We start from the raw sequence: 14,378 nt of genomic DNA on the forward strand, positions 1-14,378 counted from the left end.
TTGGCTGTGCTGGTTTACTTACCGGTGGGGAAACCGCCGTCGCGGTCACGCTGGTTGGAGATCTGCGTCGACAGACCGTGAAGCTGGACAAAGCCCTTGGCCGCGGTTTGATCGAAGGTATCACCGGTGTCGTAGGTAGCCAGGTCGAAGGAGTACAGCGACTGGCCAGAGCGACGGCCGTTGACGGTGGCGGTACCGGCATGCAGAACCATGCGGATATCGCCGGTGACGTTCTCCTGGGTGGACTCGGTGAAAGCATCCAGGGAGCGCTTCAGCGGCGAGAACCAGAGGCCATCGTAGACCTCCTCGGACCAGCGAGCGTCCGTGAGGCGCTTGTAACGGGCCAGCTCGCGTTCCACGGTGACGTCTTCCAGCGCCTCGTGAGCCTTGATGAGCACCATGGCACCAGGGGCCTCGTAGACCTCGCGAGACTTGATGCCTACCAAGCGGTCCTCCACCATGTCGAGGCGGCCAATGCCCTGGGCACCAGCGCGGCGGTTAAGCTCCTCGATAGCCTGGAGGACGGTCACCGGCTTGCCGTCAATAGCGGTGGGAACACCTTTGTCAAAAGTGATGGTCACCTCGTCCGGGGCATTGCCCAGGTCCGGCTGCTCGGTGTAGGCGTACAGGTCCTTTGTCGGCGGGTTCCACAGGTCCTCTAGGAAGCCGGTCTCTACCGCGCGGCCCCAGACGTTCTGGTCAATGGAGAACGGGGATGCTGCGGACTGCTCGATGGGAAGGTTAATTTCCTCGGCGAAGGCGATAGCCTTATCTCGGGTCCAGGCGTAGTCACGCGCCGGGGCGATGATCTCCAGAGCCGGATCCAACGCACGGAAAGAGACCTCAAAGCGCACCTGATCGTTACCCTTGCCGGTGCAACCGTGGGAGACGTGGGTGCCGCCGTGAGTCTGAGCAGCCTCAACGAGGTGCTTGACAATGAGCGGGCGGGAGATGGCCGATACCAGCGGGTACTGCTTCATGTACATGCCGTTTGCCTTGATGGTGGGCAGGCAGTACTCCTCTGCGAACTCATCCTTGGCATCAACGACGATGGACTCGACCGCACCGCAGTCGAGGGCGCGCTGGCGCACGGACTCCATGTCCTCGCCACCCTGGCCGAGGTCAAGAGAGACGGCGATGACTTCGCCGCCGGTCATCTTGGCCAGGTAAGGAATGGCGACAGAGGTATCGAGACCGCCAGAGTAGGCAAGCACAACGCGTGCAGTCATAGTAATTTGCTCCTTTAAGACAAACAGGTGCTAAAAAATCGAACTTATTTATATTATACAGACTTACGTATAAATGTTAAATGCTGCGGTTGGTGAGTTTCTCACCAAGCTCGCGGCCGGTCAACCCTTCGCGCGCGAGGACGAAGATCGTGTCATCGCCCGCGATACAGCCGACCACGTCTGGAAGTCCCACGCGGTCGATGAAGGAGGCCAAGTACTGCGCAGCGCCCGCCGGGGTGCGCAGCATGGCGATGTTGCCAGAGAAGTCATGGGACACCACCAGTTCATCAAGCATGCGCCGGAGCTTCTCTCGCGGGCCGTTGAGCTGATCTTCGAATTGCTCCAACTCACCGCCCACCACGTAGAAGGACCGCCCGCCATCGCGCTTGACCTTCTTGGCTCCCAGCTCATCGAGATCACGCGACAACGTAGCCTGCGTGATATCAATCCCCTCATCGAGCAGGAGCTCTGAGAGCTGAACTTGGCTGGTGACCCGGGTGCGATCCAAGATCTCCAAGATCTTGGCTTGGCGGGCGTTGCGTGTAGTTGGGGTCGTAGTCATTCGTTTAGTTCTCCTTTTGAGCCGCAAGGAGCCAGACCAGCAGCGCCTTCTGCGCATGGAGGCGGTTTTCTGCCTCGTCGAAAACGCGCGACTGGGGCCCATCAATTACCTCAGCAGTTACTTCGTTGCCGCGGTAGGCCGGCAAACAGTGTAGGAAGATTGCCTCGTCCTTAGCGCGGGACATCACATCCGCGGTCACCTGATAGGGCAAGAACGGTGTGCGGCGGTCCTTGCCGTCATCCTCCTGGCCCATGGACACCCACGTGTCTGTAATGACAACATCAGCGCCGTCCACGCCGTCAAGGGAATCGGTCACCGTCACCGTACCGCGCTTTCGGGCACGCTCAACAAACTCCGCCTGCGGCTGGAAACCCTCCGGGGCAACAATGGTCATCTCCATGCCAGCGGTAGCAAACCCCAGCATGTAGGAATTTGCCATGTTGTTGTTGCCATCCCCTAGGTAGACGGCCTTCAGTCTAGTAAGGTCCCCGAAGTTCTCACGGCAGGTCACCAAGTCCGCCAAGATCTGGCAGGGATGGAGGTCATCGGACAAGGCGTTGACAATTGGTACCGTCGCAGTCTCCGCCATGTCCAGAAGGTTTTGATGCGCATATGTGCGCCACACGATCGCCTCAACGAAACGGGAGAGCACCGCTGCGGTGTCCTGGTAGGTCTCCCCTTTGCCCATCTGCGTCGACTTAGTTTCCGTCACGATGGCGTGGCCGCCCAGGTGAGCAATTCCCGCCTCAAAGGAGAAACGCGTGCGCGTCGACGTCTTGTCAAAGAGCACCGCCACCGACTTCGGCCCCTCTAACGGGCGCTCGGAGAAGGGATCCTTCTTGAGCCTTAGAGCCAGGTCGAGAACCTCGGCTTGCTCCTGCGGCGTGAGGTCATCATCGGCCAAGAAATGGCGCACACTCATGCAACTTCCTCCAGTACCTTATGCAGGCGTTCCACCGCCTGGGTGAGTTCTTCATCGGTGATCACCAGCGGCGGGGTCAAGCGTACGACCTCGCTACTTGGGGCGTTGAGGATTAGTCCATGCTGCAAACCTGCAGCCACGACTTCCTTGGCCACCGACTTATTTAATACAACACCTAGCATAAGCCCTCGGCCCCTCACCGACTGCACCGCAGGGGATTTACCAATCTCCTGCCGCAACCACTCGCCCTTGCGGGTGACTTCGGCGAGGAAGGGGACGTCGACAAGCTCCAGCACCGTTGACGCCGCCGCACACGAGACAGGATTGCCGCCAAACGTCGTGCCGTGGGAGCCCGGAGTGAAAAGGTCTGCGGCCTGACCACGCGCAATGGTGGCACCGATAGGCATGCCAGCACCCAGCCCCTTCGCCATGGTGATGACATCCGGGAGGATGCCTTCATGCTGGAAGGCGAAGAAGTCACCGGTACGCCCCACACCCGTTTGCACCTCATCCACGACCATGAGGATGCCGTGCTTGGTGCAGAGCTCACGCACCGCCGTCAGGAAACCTTCAGGTGCCGGGATGACACCCGTCTCCCCCTGGATGGGCTCCAAGATAATGGCGGCGGTGTCCTCCGGATCTTGCTCCACCAAAGCGGTCAGATAGTCGATGTCGCCATAGGTATAAAACTCCACTCCGCCCGGGAAAGGTTCAAAGGCTTTGCGTTTGCTGGGCTGCCCAGTCATGGCCAAAGAACCCATTGTCCGGCCATGGAAACCGTGGTGCGCTGCAAGGACGCGGCGACGGCCGGTCAGACGAGCCAGTTTAAAGGCCGCCTCATTCGCTTCCGCGCCGGAGTTAGAGAAGAAGACGCGAGCCTCGCTATCTCCCACCTTGTCCAGGAGTTTCCCGGCGGCTTCGACCACAGGCTCGCTGGCAAAAAGATTGGACACGTGGCCTACGGTGGCCACCTGGGCGCTCACCGCTTCGACGATCGCTGGGTGGGCGTAGCCCAGCGAGTTCACCGCGATACCGGCGAGCATGTCGATGTAGTCTTTACCGTCTTCATCGGTCACCGTGGCCCCCTTACCGGACACGATGGCAACGGGTGGGGTTCCATAGGTGTTGCTGAGCACCTGACCCCAACGCTCTGTCAACTTGGTCTGCGCGGTCACTTGTTATCGTCCTTCCTGAAGACCGTTCCCTCCGGGTAGTCCTCGCGGTTATAGTCATTGGGCAGCACCATCGTGCCGATGCCTCCCATAGTCAGCAGCTCCAGCAACACGGCGTGGGCGATGCGCCCGTCGATAACGTGCGCGGCGTTGACTCCGCCTTCCACGGCCATGAGGCAGGACTCCATCTTCGGGATCATTCCGGAATCCAGGCCTGGGAGGAGCGCGCTGAGCTTGTCAATCTCGATCTTCGACACCAAGGAGTCGCGGTTCGGCCAATCGGTGTACAGGCCCTCCACATTTGTGAGAATCACCAAGCGCTCGGCGCCCAACGCTCGCGCCAAGGCCCCGGCCGCGATATCTGCGTTGATGTTGTACACCTCGCCTTCATCACCGGGCGCGATAGTAGACACAACCGGGATGCGCCCGGCCTCAATAATGTCCATGACGGCGGTGGGATCGACGCTGACGATCTCTCCCACCATGCCGATATCAGTCGGCTCACCATCGACCTGGACGAGCCGCTTGCGCGCCTTAAACAACCCAGCGTCCTCACCCGAGGTACCCACGGCATACGGGCCATGTGAATTAATGAGGTTGACCAAGCCACGCCCCACCTGACCGAAGAGGACCATGCGAACCACGTCCATGATCTCCGGAGTGGTCACACGGAAACCGCCCTTGAATTCGCCTTCAATCCCCAGCTTGCCCAGCATGTCGTTGATCTGCGGCCCACCGCCATGGACCACGACGGGCTTGGCGCCCACGGTGCGCAGAAAAACCATATCGGCAGCGAAGGCGGCCTTAAGGGAATCATCCACCATCGCGTTGCCGCCATATTTCACGACCACAATCTTGTCGCGGTAGTGCTGCAGCCATGGCAAGGCCTCCGCGAGCACAGTGGCGCGGTCAGCATTACTTAGTCCCTGAAGCATTGTTCCTCCTCGCGCGTTCTTAAGAGCTGTACGCGGAGTTAATCTCCACGTAGTCATGAGACAGGTCGGTGGTGCGGACGAAAGCTGTGCCGGTTCCCCCGGTGCCCAAGTCCACGCGCACATCAATATCAGCCCCGGAAAGATCAACGTCGCGCGCGCCGGGCGCGCCAGTGGAACCGACGCACACTGCTTGGTCATTGAAAAACACGGAGATGTTGTCCGGATCCATCTCGGCATCCGCCATTCCGACAGCGGCGAGCACGCGGCCCCAGTTGGGGTCCGATCCGAACATGGCGCACTTGAACAGGTTGTCGCGGCCCAAAGTGCGCGCGGCGTTGAGCGCCTGCTCATCGGTAGCGGTGCCTTCCACGATGATCTTCACGCGCTTGGTCACGCCCTCGGCGTCTGCTTGGAGCTGATCCGCGATATCGGCGCACACCGCGAGAACCGCAGCGTCCAGCTCCTCCTGGCTAGGCTCCACCCCGGAAGCGCCGGAAGCCATGATGATGACCGTGTCATTCGTCGATGTAGAGCCGTCCACATCGAGCGTATTGAAAGTTTGATCGCTCGCTGCCTGCAGCGCCGAGTGCAAGGCCTCAGAGGAGGCAACAGCGTCGGTGGTGATGCACACCAGCATGGTGGCCAGTGACGGCGCCATCATGCCCACGCCCTTGCCCATCGCACCCATGCTCCAGCCCTCGGCCTCAATGAGTGCTTCTTTAGCTACGGTATCGGTGGTCATGATGGCCTCCGCCGCGGACTTGCCGTGAGCTGCATCCGCGCCAAGGTCTCCGGCAACCACTTCGACGCCAGCCAATGCCTTATCCATGGGAAGGAGCTCTCCAATAAGTCCCGTCGAGCACGCCGCGATGTTGGCGGCAGGGATACCCGTGTGCTCAGCGGTGGCTTCCACAATCGCCGCGGCATCCTTGTCTCCTTGTTCGCCGTTGCAGGCATTCGCGTTGCCGGAGTTATAAATGACGGCCTGAACAGTGCCGTCGGCCACTGCTTCGCGGGAAAGCTTCACGGGTGCGGCCACCACGCGGTTGCGCGTGAAGACCGCAGCGGCGTCGAAATTAGGACCCTGGTTAACCACGAGGGCCATGTCGGGTTTTCCGGAGGGCTTGATTCCGGCTGTCGTGGCGCCAGCCAGGAATCCTGCAGGGGCGGTAATCATGTCGAGTTTCTCCTAGTTCGTGTGGAAGTGAGTTGAGGAAGGCGGTGCGGAGCGCTTGGGAAAGTAGGGGTGCCCCTTAAGGGGCAACTGCTGCCTGTGGAAGGCCCAGGGTTTCTTCCCATCCCAAAGTCAGGTTCATGCACTGGACAGCAGCGCCGGCGGTACCCTTGCACAGGTTGTCCAGAGCCGCGGTAATCACGAGACGGCGGGCGCGCTCATCCACGTGTGCTTGGATATGGACCATGTTGCTGCCCACCACGTTTTGCGTTTCTGGCTGTTGGCCCTCAGGCAGGACGAGGCAGAATGGTTCATCAGCATAAAAGTCACGGAAGGCCTCGGCGACTGTGCGCTTGTCGACGCCCCCCTTCAACGGCGCCGTAATCGTCGCCAGAATGCCACGAGGCAGCGGCGCCAGCACCGGAGTGAAACTCACAGACACCGGTTGCTGCGTAAAAGGCTGTAGGTTTTGCAGGACCTCCGGGGTATGCCGGTGTGTCCCGCCTGGCTTATAGGCTTTGAGGTTGCCCATAGTTTCCGCACCTAGCTGTGCCACGGAGGCCTTCTTGCCTGCCCCGGACACCCCGGTGATTGCTATCACCGACAGATCTGGCTCAATCAGATCCTGCGCTACGGCCGGCAGCGCACCCAGGGTAATCGTGGTGGGAAAGCACCCCGGTACGGCAACGCGGTTGCTACCTTTAAGCTCCTCACGATTGCCGGGAACCTCCGGGATTCCATAAGGCCAAGCACCGGCGTACTCACCACCATAAAACGCGTCCCAGTCTTCCTTGCTACGCAAGCGGAAGTCAGCTGCGCAGTCAATCACCGTGACGGACTCCCCCAGCTGGCGGCCGATCTCCGCGGAGTGCCCGTGCGGCAAACCGAGGAACACGATGTCATGGCCAGCAAGAATCTCCGGCGTGGTGTCCTCGATGACGCGGTCCGCCACTTGCGGCAGGTGCGGCATGAGCTCAGATACTCGCTGACCTGCGGTGGAATGCCCGGTGAGCGCGCCGATGCGCAGCTCGCCCGAAAGGTACGCTGGGTGCGACAGCAAGAGGCGAAGGATTTCGCCACCGGCATAACCCGTAGCTCCGGCGATTGCTACTGAAATAGTCATGCGGCCACTTTAGCAAATAATGCATTCCGCCGTATGTTATTCAGAAAAAATGCGCCGAAGAGCTCGGCGCACAGGTGAGGAAAAGTAGGGTTCAGGAAGGTTTACATGACGCGGGACGAGACGTTCCCCAGTCCCTCCGCACCCGATACGGCGGTCTTTCCTGCATAGCCTAGGTAGCCATGCGGGCCGACGAAGTGGATACCGCCCTGGGCATCCGCGATGGCTACAACCTCATTGAACTGGTGAACCTGGCCTGGCTGCAGGCGCTTGAAACTCGTGGTTGTCAACCCCTGGTTGAAGCAGTCGGCCTTGGAGCGACCTGCATGGTAGATGAATCGCGGAGCCAATTGGCCCGGCGGGTTGCACCGCGGGCTAGTGGCCCGTGCCCCTTCGGACAGGCACGCGACGTAGGTTCCTTCGATGTTCGAAGCTTCACAGTTGACGGTGCCATCGGCGTTGGAGAACCCCTGGGACAAATCAGCGGAGGCATGTGGGGCAATGGTCAGCGCGCCGACAACGGCGGCGGTGGCTGTGAGACGAGAAATAAGACGCATGGTGTGAACAATCCTTTCGGTGTGGCTTGGTCTGGAAACTCAGCACCTTTGCTGCATCCTTGAGGTTATGAGGCAGAGCACACCCCTTCCAGCGCTAGGGGATCTCTCCCCACGTCAGCACCTGCCCCAACGCGCGCAAACCCGGCTAAACAAAAGCCCGGCTAACCTCCCACAGGGCTAACCGGGCTTAAAGCACTAGCGAAGCAACAGAGTCTTAGGCGCGCATCTGTGCGCCAAGGCGCTGCTTGGCCAACTCCGCAGCGGCGAGGCGATGCTCGTTGGCCTCTTCATCAGTCAGAGTGCGGTCACCAGCACGGAAGAGAAGCTGGAAGGCTAGGGACTTCTTTCCTTCGCCGAGCTGCTCGCCACGGAAGACATCGAAAAGCTCCACGGACTCGAGGAGATCACCAGCACCCTCCTCGACCACACGGCGAACCGTCTCCGCCGGGGTTTCCTCGTCCACCACCAAAGCAATGTCCTGGTGCAAAGCCGGGAAGGAAGACAGCACGGGGGCGGGGAACTTCTCATCCAGCGGCAGGGCTGACACATCGAGCTCCATCGCACACGTGCGTGCTGGCAGCTCCAAGGCCTCAAGGACCTGCGGGTGCAGCTCACCCGCATAGCCGACGACCGTCTCCTCATCGCTTGCGAGAACGATTGCAGCACAGCGGCCCGGGTGCCACGGCAGCTGCTCAGCTGCCTTCACTGCGATGTCCACGCCAGCGGAACGAGCAACCTGGCGCGCAGACTCAATAGCATCCGCGTAGCTGTAGGCGCGGCCCGCTCCCCACGGCCCTTCGTGTTCAATGCTTCCGGTGGCCACCGTGGCTACGTGCAACGGCTGGAGCGGCAAAGACCCAAGGAGATCGGCGACCATTGACTCCTCTGGGCGCGACTCCACCGACGGCATGGGAGAAGAGTCAGCGCGCTTGAAGGCCACCTGCTGGAGGCCGAACAAAGCCAGATCACTGCGGCCACGGGCAACGTTGCGGGCGATAGCCTCAAGGAGATTGGGCAGCAACGTCGTGGACAGGATCGCCTTGTCTGACTCGAGCGGATTCTGCACGGCCACGGTCTGGCGGCGCGCATCCTCCTTGTCCAAGCCCCAGGTATCAAAGGTGTCGTTCGCGATGAACGGCGACGGGAGGACCTCGGCGTAGCCCGCGTAAGCCAACCCATGTCCGATCGCACGCCGACGCTTCTGCGCCGGAGTTAGGCCGCGGCCGCCCACCGGAGTGGGCAGGATGGTCGGAATGTCTTCAAGCCCTTCCAGACGCAGGATCTCCTCGATGAGATCAACGTCCATTTCGATGTCCGTGCGCCAGGAGGCGGGGATGACGGAGAGCTCCTCCTCACCAGACACCTCGCAGCCGACCTCCGTAAGGCGCTTCACCACGGTCTCCTGAGAGTATTCGATACCGGCATACTCACTCGGCTTCGCCGCACGCAGGGAGATGGGCTCGCGCTTGGCGACGTCTCCCACGAGCGTCCGCCCAGCCTCGATCGTGCCGCCAGCAATCTGCTGAAGCAGCACGCACGCCACGTCCAGCGCTACCTCAACGATGGCCGGATCTACTCCGCGCTCGAAACGGCGAGAAGCCTCCGAGGAGAGCTTGTGGCGGCGGGATGTGCGGGCCACGGTGATCGGATCCCAAATGGCCGACTCGAAGTAGACATCAGTCGTCTCGTCAGAAATCTCGGAGGTGGTGCCACCCATGACGCCCGCCAAGGATTGGATACCGTTGTCATCACAGATGACCACGTCGCCCTCCGAAAGCTCCCGCTTGACATGGTCGAGGGTCTCGAACTTCTCGCCCTCGTTGGCATTGCGCACAACGAGGTTGCCCTTGATCACGTCGGCGTCAAAGGCGTGCATCGGCGCGCCCAGAAGCAGCATGACGTAGTTCGTGACGTCGGTAGCCACGTTGACGGCGCGCTGACCGGAGAGCATGAGCTCGCGCTCCATCCAGAACGGGGTACGCGCTGCCGGGTCAATACCGGTCACCTTGCGCAGACCAAATCGCTGCGCCTTGGTTTCCTCCCTCAGGTCAACGTCGATAAGCGTGCCCTCCGGAGCCGGCACGACGGAGGTGTCGATGCCAGCCACGCTCGGTTCCTGCGCCACGTCGGGGAAAGTGAGATCAAATGCGGAGGCAATTTCACGCGTCAGGCCACGCGCAGACAAGGCATAGCCACGATCCGGGGTGATGTTGACGTCGAAGACGGTATCGGACAGCCCAATAAGGGGGCGGGCATCCTCACCAATCTTGTCGGCAACCTCCTCCCCTAGCACGATGATGCCGTCTGCCTTGGGGCCGAAGCCCAGCTCAGCTGCGGAGCACATCATTCCGTTGGAGATATGGTCGTAGGTCTCGCGGGCGGCAATCTTGAATCCTCCCGGCAGCTCAGCACCCGGAAGGGAGACCACGACGTAGTCGTTGAGGCGGAAGTTGCGGGCGCCGCAGATAATGCCCTGCAGCTCCCCCGTGCCATTGGCCTGGCCAACGTTGACCTGGCAATAGCGAATTGGTTTCTTGAACTGGGTGAGCTCTTCGATCTCTACAACCTGACCGATAACCAGCGGGCCCGTGGTTTCCGGAAGGGCCTCGTAGCCCTCGGTTTCAAAACCTACGCGGACAAATCCAGAGTCCAGTTCCTCAGAGGACACGGTCCAGCCGGAATTAGCGGTGCCCAGGATTCGGGTAACCCAGTCTTGGGAAATAAGCATTTTTTCTTTCTATCCTTTCTCTGGGTTCCTATGCCTGCACGCCAAATGGCAGGGTGAAGCGGACATCGCCTTCGACCATGTCGCGCATATCGGTCAGACCATTGCGGAACTGCAGGGTGCGCTCGAGGCCCATGCCGAAAGCGAAACCGGTGTATTCCTCGGGGTCAATGCCCACCGCACGCAGGACGTTGGGGTTGACCATGCCGCAGCCGCCCCACTCGATCCAGCCGGCGCCGCCCTTCTTGTTGGGGAACCAGACATCAACCTCGGCGGAGGGCTCGGTAAACGGGAAGTAGTTCACGCGCATGCGGGTGGTAGTCTCCGGGCCGAAGAGCACCTTGGCCAAGAGCTCCAAGGTGCCGCGCAGGTGGGCCATCGTCAGCCCCTTATCCACGGCAAGGCCTTCCACCTGGTGGAAGACAGGAGTGTGGGTGGCATCGAGCTCATCGGTACGGAAAACACGGCCCGGGCACGCAATGTAGAGCGGGACATCGCGGTCAAGCATCGTGCGCACCTGCACCGGGGATGTATGGGTACGCAGAACCTGCTTGGAGCCTTCCTTGCCCACGTGGAACGTGTCCTGCAAGGTGCGGGCTGGGTGGTCGGGCTTGAAGTTCAGAGCGTCGAAATTAAAGTACTCTGCTTCTACCTCAGGGCCCTCCGCGATTTCCCATCCCATGCCCACAAAGATGTCCGCGATGCGCTCCGACAGCGCTGTGATGGGGTGCAGGGCACCGGTCTGCGCGCGGGTGGTAGGGACGGTGACATCGACCTTCTCCGCCTTCAGCTGCGCGGCGCGGGCCTCCTGCTCCAGCACTTCACGAATCTGGGCAAAGCGCTTTTCCACCTTGCCGCGGGCCATGTTCACTGCGCGTCCAGCATCCTTGCGCTGGTCCTTCGGCAGCTGTCCGAGCGATTGGCGGGCCTGCGGGATATAGCCGCTATCACCAAGGTGCTCGCGACGGGCGGAGGTGAGCTCGTCGAGGCTGGTTGCAGCTTCGAAGGCGGCGATGGCCTTCTGCGCGGCGGCCTCGAGGGCCTCTTCGGTCAATTCGATCTGAGGTGTATCGGACACGTGCCTTGATTACCTTCTTCTCGCACAAAAACTAACGCGAGCTATCTTACCGTGCCGCCTGACTTCTGTGGCCACCAACCCTGGCACATCGGAGGCGCTAGCTGCTCTGCTGCTTCGCAGACTCATAGAGGCAAATGCTGGCGGCCGTAGCAAGGTTCAGAGATTCCGCGCGGCCAAGAATCGGGATACGCACACGCATGTCCGCCTCATCCTGTAAATCACCCAGGCCGTGCGCCTCGTTGCCAAAGAGCCACGCGGTGGGCTGGGACAGGTCCGCATCGGCGAGGTCCACCTCGCCGTCGGCTGCGGTGGCCAACACTTGCAGACCAGAGGAGCGCAGCTTGCCCAGTACATCCTTGATGTTGGGGTCTCGGGCTACGGGCACATGGAAAAGTGATCCGGCCGACGCGCGCGCTACCTTACAGCCCAAGGGATCCACGGTTTCCCCGGCAAAGATGACGCCATCGGCGCCCATGGCATCCGAGGTCCTGATCAGTGTTCCCGCGTTGCCCGGCTCCGCCGTCAAGACAGGAACCGACACCAGCTTCGGCTTGCCGGCCAAAATCTTCCCGGCGGTCCACAACACTGGGCGGCACACGGCAAAGAGCCCGGTGCTCGTGGCGGTGTCAGACAGGTGCTTTGCCGCCTTATCCGTAATGGGATGCACATACACGTCCATGTAGCCGCAGGCTTGAACAATGTGTGCAAAGCGCTCGGCGGCCTTCTCCGTCACGAAAACATCCGTAGCGGCACCGGTGGACACGGCCGCGTCCACGGCGTTTTCGCCCTCAATGATGAAACGCTCCGCCTTTCGGCGGCTGGCCGCCCGGTGCAATTTGGCGGCATTAACCACGCGCGGCGTGCGTTCAGTAAAGGCAGAGGAAAAATCCAGATTCATGCATTTGACGGTACCCACCGAACCAGACATTGAAAAGTCCCGCTCCCCCAGCAAGTTTGAGTGGGTAGCGGGACGGTTGGTCTCCACGTCATCTCCGCGGATACGGGTGGGCTTTATTTCTTTAGCGGAACTCCGTCGGCGTCCTTATCAAAGCCAGATAAACCACCGGCGATGAATACGAGCTCGACCCACTTCCAGATCACTAAGGCACCGATGAGGATAAAGCCAATGAGGATAAAAGAGGTAACGAATCCTACGATTGCAAGGCCCAACTGCCACATGCCGCGCTGCGTGCGACCAATATAGAAGTTATGAACCCCCAATTCGCCCAAGAAGAAGCACAGGAGCAGCGCTACCAACCATGACTTCTGCTCGCCGCCCGGGTGTGGCTGCTGGCCATAGTTTGACTGGTATGCATCCTGCTGTGCGGGCAGATTCTGGGACTGCTGCGAACCGCCATACGGAGCCGAGCTGTAACCGTACTGATCACTGGATGATCCGAAGGGGTTCGACTGCTGCGACTGTCCGCCATAAGAGCCACCACCATAAGCATCGCCATTGGGCTGATACGCGCTATTCGGGTTGGTCATAACTATCTCTCCTTCGCACCATGTGCCCCTAGGGCAGGCCCAGAAGCCAACGGCTACCTTGATTTACACAACAACGAGCAATGTAACACAAACCACAAAGAGGAGCAGTACGCCCGCCGACCTAGCGGGTGCTACTCCCCACAACAAGAAACCCACCGGTCCTCCATAAGAGGGCGGTGGGTTCGTGACGTTTCTACGCTCGACGCTTACGCAGCCTTCGGTGCGTTAACGTCCTCCGGCAGTGCGGCCTTGGCGGCCTCGCACAGTGCGGAGAAAGCCTCGAAGTCGTTGACGGCAAGTTCAGCGAGAATCTTGCGGTCGACCTCGATCTCAGCCAGGCGCAGGCCGTGGATGAGGCGGTTGTAGGTGATGTCGTTCATACGAGCGGCAGCATTGATGCGCTGGATCCACAACTTGCGGAATTCAGACTTACGGGCGCGACGGTCGCGGTAAGCGTAAGTCATGGAGTGCAGCCACTGCTCCTTGGCCTTACGGTAGAGGCGGGAGCGCTGGCCGCGGTAGCCCTTAGCGGACTTCAGGATCGCGCGACGCTTCTTCTTGGCGTTAACTGAGCGCTTTACTCGTGCCACAGTAATACTTCCTTATCTTGATTGTGAGTGTGTGGGGATGGGAGTTTCGGCGCTGACTATGCGCGGCCGAGAAGGCGTTTGACGCGCTTGGTGTCTGCCTTGGCGACGTCCTCGGTGCCCTTCAGGCGACGGGTGCGCTTGGAAGGCTTGCCTTCCAGGAGGTGGCGGCGGTTAGCCTGCTCGCGACGCAGCTTGCCGGAGCCGGTCACCTTGATGCGCTTGGCGGTGCCCTTGTGAGTCTTCTGCTTCATGAGAATTAAATCCTTAAATCCTAAGTGGAGCGTGGTCTACTTCTTGCCTTTGCGGACGGGCCCAAGGACCATGGTCATATTGCGACCATCCTGCTTGGGGCGCGACTCCACGACGCCGACCTCTGCGACATCGTCAGCCAAACGCTCCAGCAGGCGGAAACCCAGCTCCGGACGCGATTGCTCGCGGCCACGGAACATGATGGTCACCTTGACCTTGGAGCCCTTCTCCAGGAAGCGCACCACGTTGCCCTTTTTGGTCTCGTAATCGTGATCATCAATCTTCGGACGGAGCTTCTGCTCCTTCACCACGGTTTGCTGCTGGTTCTTACGGGACTCGCGGGCCTTCTGAGCCTGTTCGTACTTAAACTTGCCGTAATCCATGATCTTGGCTACGGGCGGCTTAGCGTTCGGGGCAACCTCGACCAGGTCAAGATCGGCTTCGTACGCAAGCTTGCGAGCATCGTCTGTACGGACAATGCCCACCTGTTCACCACCGGGGCCAACAAGACGGACCTCGGGTACTCGGATGCGCTCATTAATGCGAGCTTCAGCGCTGATTGTGGTTCTCCTCGATT

General features: G+C 60.6%; 15 protein-coding genes. All 15 read right to left on the bottom strand.

All coding sequences use genetic code 11. From position 1 onward, the window contains the following. Positions 1 to 14 precede the first annotated feature (14 nt). The 15 genes from HWX44_RS02220 to infC all read right to left on the bottom strand — a co-directional run bounded on the left by HWX44_RS02220 (position 15) and on the right by infC (position 14,361). The gene (locus tag HWX44_RS02220) at positions 15 to 1,229 is read right to left on the bottom strand and encodes an argininosuccinate synthase (RefSeq protein ID WP_046648520.1); all 1,215 of its coding nucleotides are present in this window, start codon (positions 1,227 to 1,229) and stop codon (positions 15 to 17) included. Positions 1,230 to 1,305: 76 nt separating this feature from the next. Continuing rightward, the gene (locus tag HWX44_RS02225) at positions 1,306 to 1,791 is read right to left on the bottom strand and encodes an arginine repressor (RefSeq protein ID WP_046648521.1); all 486 of its coding nucleotides are present in this window, start codon (positions 1,789 to 1,791) and stop codon (positions 1,306 to 1,308) included. A gap of 4 nt (positions 1,792 to 1,795) precedes the next feature. Then, positions 1,796 to 2,713, bottom strand: a complete 918-nt coding sequence (gene argF, locus HWX44_RS02230) for an ornithine carbamoyltransferase (protein ID WP_046648522.1) — start codon at positions 2,711 to 2,713, stop codon at positions 1,796 to 1,798. Then, complete coding sequence (locus HWX44_RS02235; RefSeq protein ID WP_102234431.1) at positions 2,710 to 3,888, bottom strand: acetylornithine transaminase; 1,179 nt, start codon at positions 3,886 to 3,888, stop codon at positions 2,710 to 2,712. Before HWX44_RS02235 ends, argF begins: the two co-directional genes overlap by 4 nt. Then, entirely contained in the window at positions 3,885 to 4,820 is a 936-nt protein-coding gene (gene argB / locus HWX44_RS02240; protein WP_046648524.1) for an acetylglutamate kinase, read from the bottom strand. Before argB ends, HWX44_RS02235 begins: the two co-directional genes overlap by 4 nt. Positions 4,821 to 4,839: 19 nt before the next feature. Beyond that, on the bottom strand, positions 4,840 to 5,997 hold the full coding sequence (gene argJ, locus HWX44_RS02245; protein ID WP_175973016.1) for a bifunctional glutamate N-acetyltransferase/amino-acid acetyltransferase ArgJ: 1,158 nt from the start codon (positions 5,995 to 5,997) through the stop codon (positions 4,840 to 4,842). Positions 5,998 to 6,073: 76 nt separating this feature from the next. Beyond that, positions 6,074 to 7,117: an N-acetyl-gamma-glutamyl-phosphate reductase gene (argC, locus tag HWX44_RS02250; RefSeq protein ID WP_175973018.1), complete on the bottom strand. Its 1,044-nt coding sequence runs from the start codon at positions 7,115 to 7,117 to the stop codon at positions 6,074 to 6,076. A 101-nt stretch (positions 7,118 to 7,218) separates the two neighbouring features. Continuing rightward, complete coding sequence (locus tag HWX44_RS02255) at positions 7,219 to 7,671, bottom strand: hypothetical protein (protein WP_102234428.1); 453 nt, start codon at positions 7,669 to 7,671, stop codon at positions 7,219 to 7,221. 214 nt (positions 7,672 to 7,885) lie between these two features. Then, a complete protein-coding gene (gene pheT, locus HWX44_RS02260; protein ID WP_175973020.1) occupies positions 7,886 to 10,399 on the bottom strand; it encodes a phenylalanine--tRNA ligase subunit beta in 2,514 nt (837 codons plus the stop codon). 28 nt (positions 10,400 to 10,427) lie between these two features. Next, entirely contained in the window at positions 10,428 to 11,474 is a 1,047-nt protein-coding gene (pheS, locus tag HWX44_RS02265) for a phenylalanine--tRNA ligase subunit alpha (protein ID WP_175973021.1), read from the bottom strand. Positions 11,475 to 11,571: 97 nt separating this feature from the next. Continuing rightward, complete coding sequence (locus HWX44_RS02270) at positions 11,572 to 12,372, bottom strand: TrmH family RNA methyltransferase (protein WP_046648591.1); 801 nt, start codon at positions 12,370 to 12,372, stop codon at positions 11,572 to 11,574. 113 nt (positions 12,373 to 12,485) lie between these two features. Continuing rightward, positions 12,486 to 12,962, bottom strand: a complete 477-nt coding sequence (locus HWX44_RS02275; RefSeq protein WP_053089068.1) for a TM2 domain-containing protein — start codon at positions 12,960 to 12,962, stop codon at positions 12,486 to 12,488. A gap of 206 nt (positions 12,963 to 13,168) precedes the next feature. Beyond that, positions 13,169 to 13,552 carry a 50S ribosomal protein L20 gene (gene rplT, locus HWX44_RS02280; RefSeq protein ID WP_005323264.1) on the bottom strand — a complete coding sequence of 128 codons (384 nt, stop codon included), beginning with the start codon at positions 13,550 to 13,552 and terminating at the stop codon, positions 13,169 to 13,171. Between the two features lie 56 nt (positions 13,553 to 13,608). After that, positions 13,609 to 13,803 (bottom strand): 50S ribosomal protein L35, encoded by a 195-nt coding sequence (gene rpmI / locus HWX44_RS02285; protein WP_010190075.1) that lies wholly within the window; start codon positions 13,801 to 13,803, stop codon positions 13,609 to 13,611. A 36-nt stretch (positions 13,804 to 13,839) separates the two neighbouring features. Beyond that, positions 13,840 to 14,361, bottom strand: a complete 522-nt coding sequence (gene infC / locus HWX44_RS02290) for a translation initiation factor IF-3 (RefSeq protein ID WP_080975058.1) — start codon at positions 14,359 to 14,361, stop codon at positions 13,840 to 13,842. Between the last annotated feature and the right edge of the window lie 17 nt (positions 14,362 to 14,378).

Origin of the sequence: Corynebacterium sp. Marseille-Q2823 (genome assembly GCF_903645345.1) — a bacterium.
Taxonomy (GTDB): Bacteria; Actinomycetota; Actinomycetes; order Mycobacteriales; family Mycobacteriaceae; genus Corynebacterium; species Corynebacterium hiratae.

Excerpts from the sequence above, each read along its gene's own strand:
- HWX44_RS02220 (WP_046648520.1), bottom strand. The coding sequence starts at position 1,229 with ATGACTGCACGCGTTGTGCTTGCCTACTCTGGCGGTCTCGATACCTCT.
- HWX44_RS02225 (WP_046648521.1), bottom strand. The coding sequence starts at position 1,791 with ATGACTACGACCCCAACTACACGCAACGCCCGCCAAGCCAAGATCTTG.
- argF (WP_046648522.1), bottom strand. The coding sequence starts at position 2,713 with ATGAGTGTGCGCCATTTCTTGGCCGATGATGACCTCACGCCGCAGGAG.
- argB (WP_046648524.1), bottom strand. The coding sequence starts at position 4,820 with ATGCTTCAGGGACTAAGTAATGCTGACCGCGCCACTGTGCTCGCGGAG.
- argJ (WP_175973016.1), bottom strand. The coding sequence starts at position 5,997 with ATGATTACCGCCCCTGCAGGATTCCTGGCTGGCGCCACGACAGCCGGA.
- argC (WP_175973018.1), bottom strand. The coding sequence starts at position 7,117 with ATGACTATTTCAGTAGCAATCGCCGGAGCTACGGGTTATGCCGGTGGC.
- HWX44_RS02255 (WP_102234428.1), bottom strand. The coding sequence starts at position 7,671 with ATGCGTCTTATTTCTCGTCTCACAGCCACCGCCGCCGTTGTCGGCGCG.
- pheT (WP_175973020.1), bottom strand. The coding sequence starts at position 10,399 with ATGCTTATTTCCCAAGACTGGGTTACCCGAATCCTGGGCACCGCTAAT.
- HWX44_RS02270 (WP_046648591.1), bottom strand. The coding sequence starts at position 12,372 with ATGAATCTGGATTTTTCCTCTGCCTTTACTGAACGCACGCCGCGCGTG.
- HWX44_RS02275 (WP_053089068.1), bottom strand. The coding sequence starts at position 12,962 with ATGACCAACCCGAATAGCGCGTATCAGCCCAATGGCGATGCTTATGGT.
- rpmI (WP_010190075.1), bottom strand. The coding sequence starts at position 13,803 with ATGAAGCAGAAGACTCACAAGGGCACCGCCAAGCGCATCAAGGTGACC.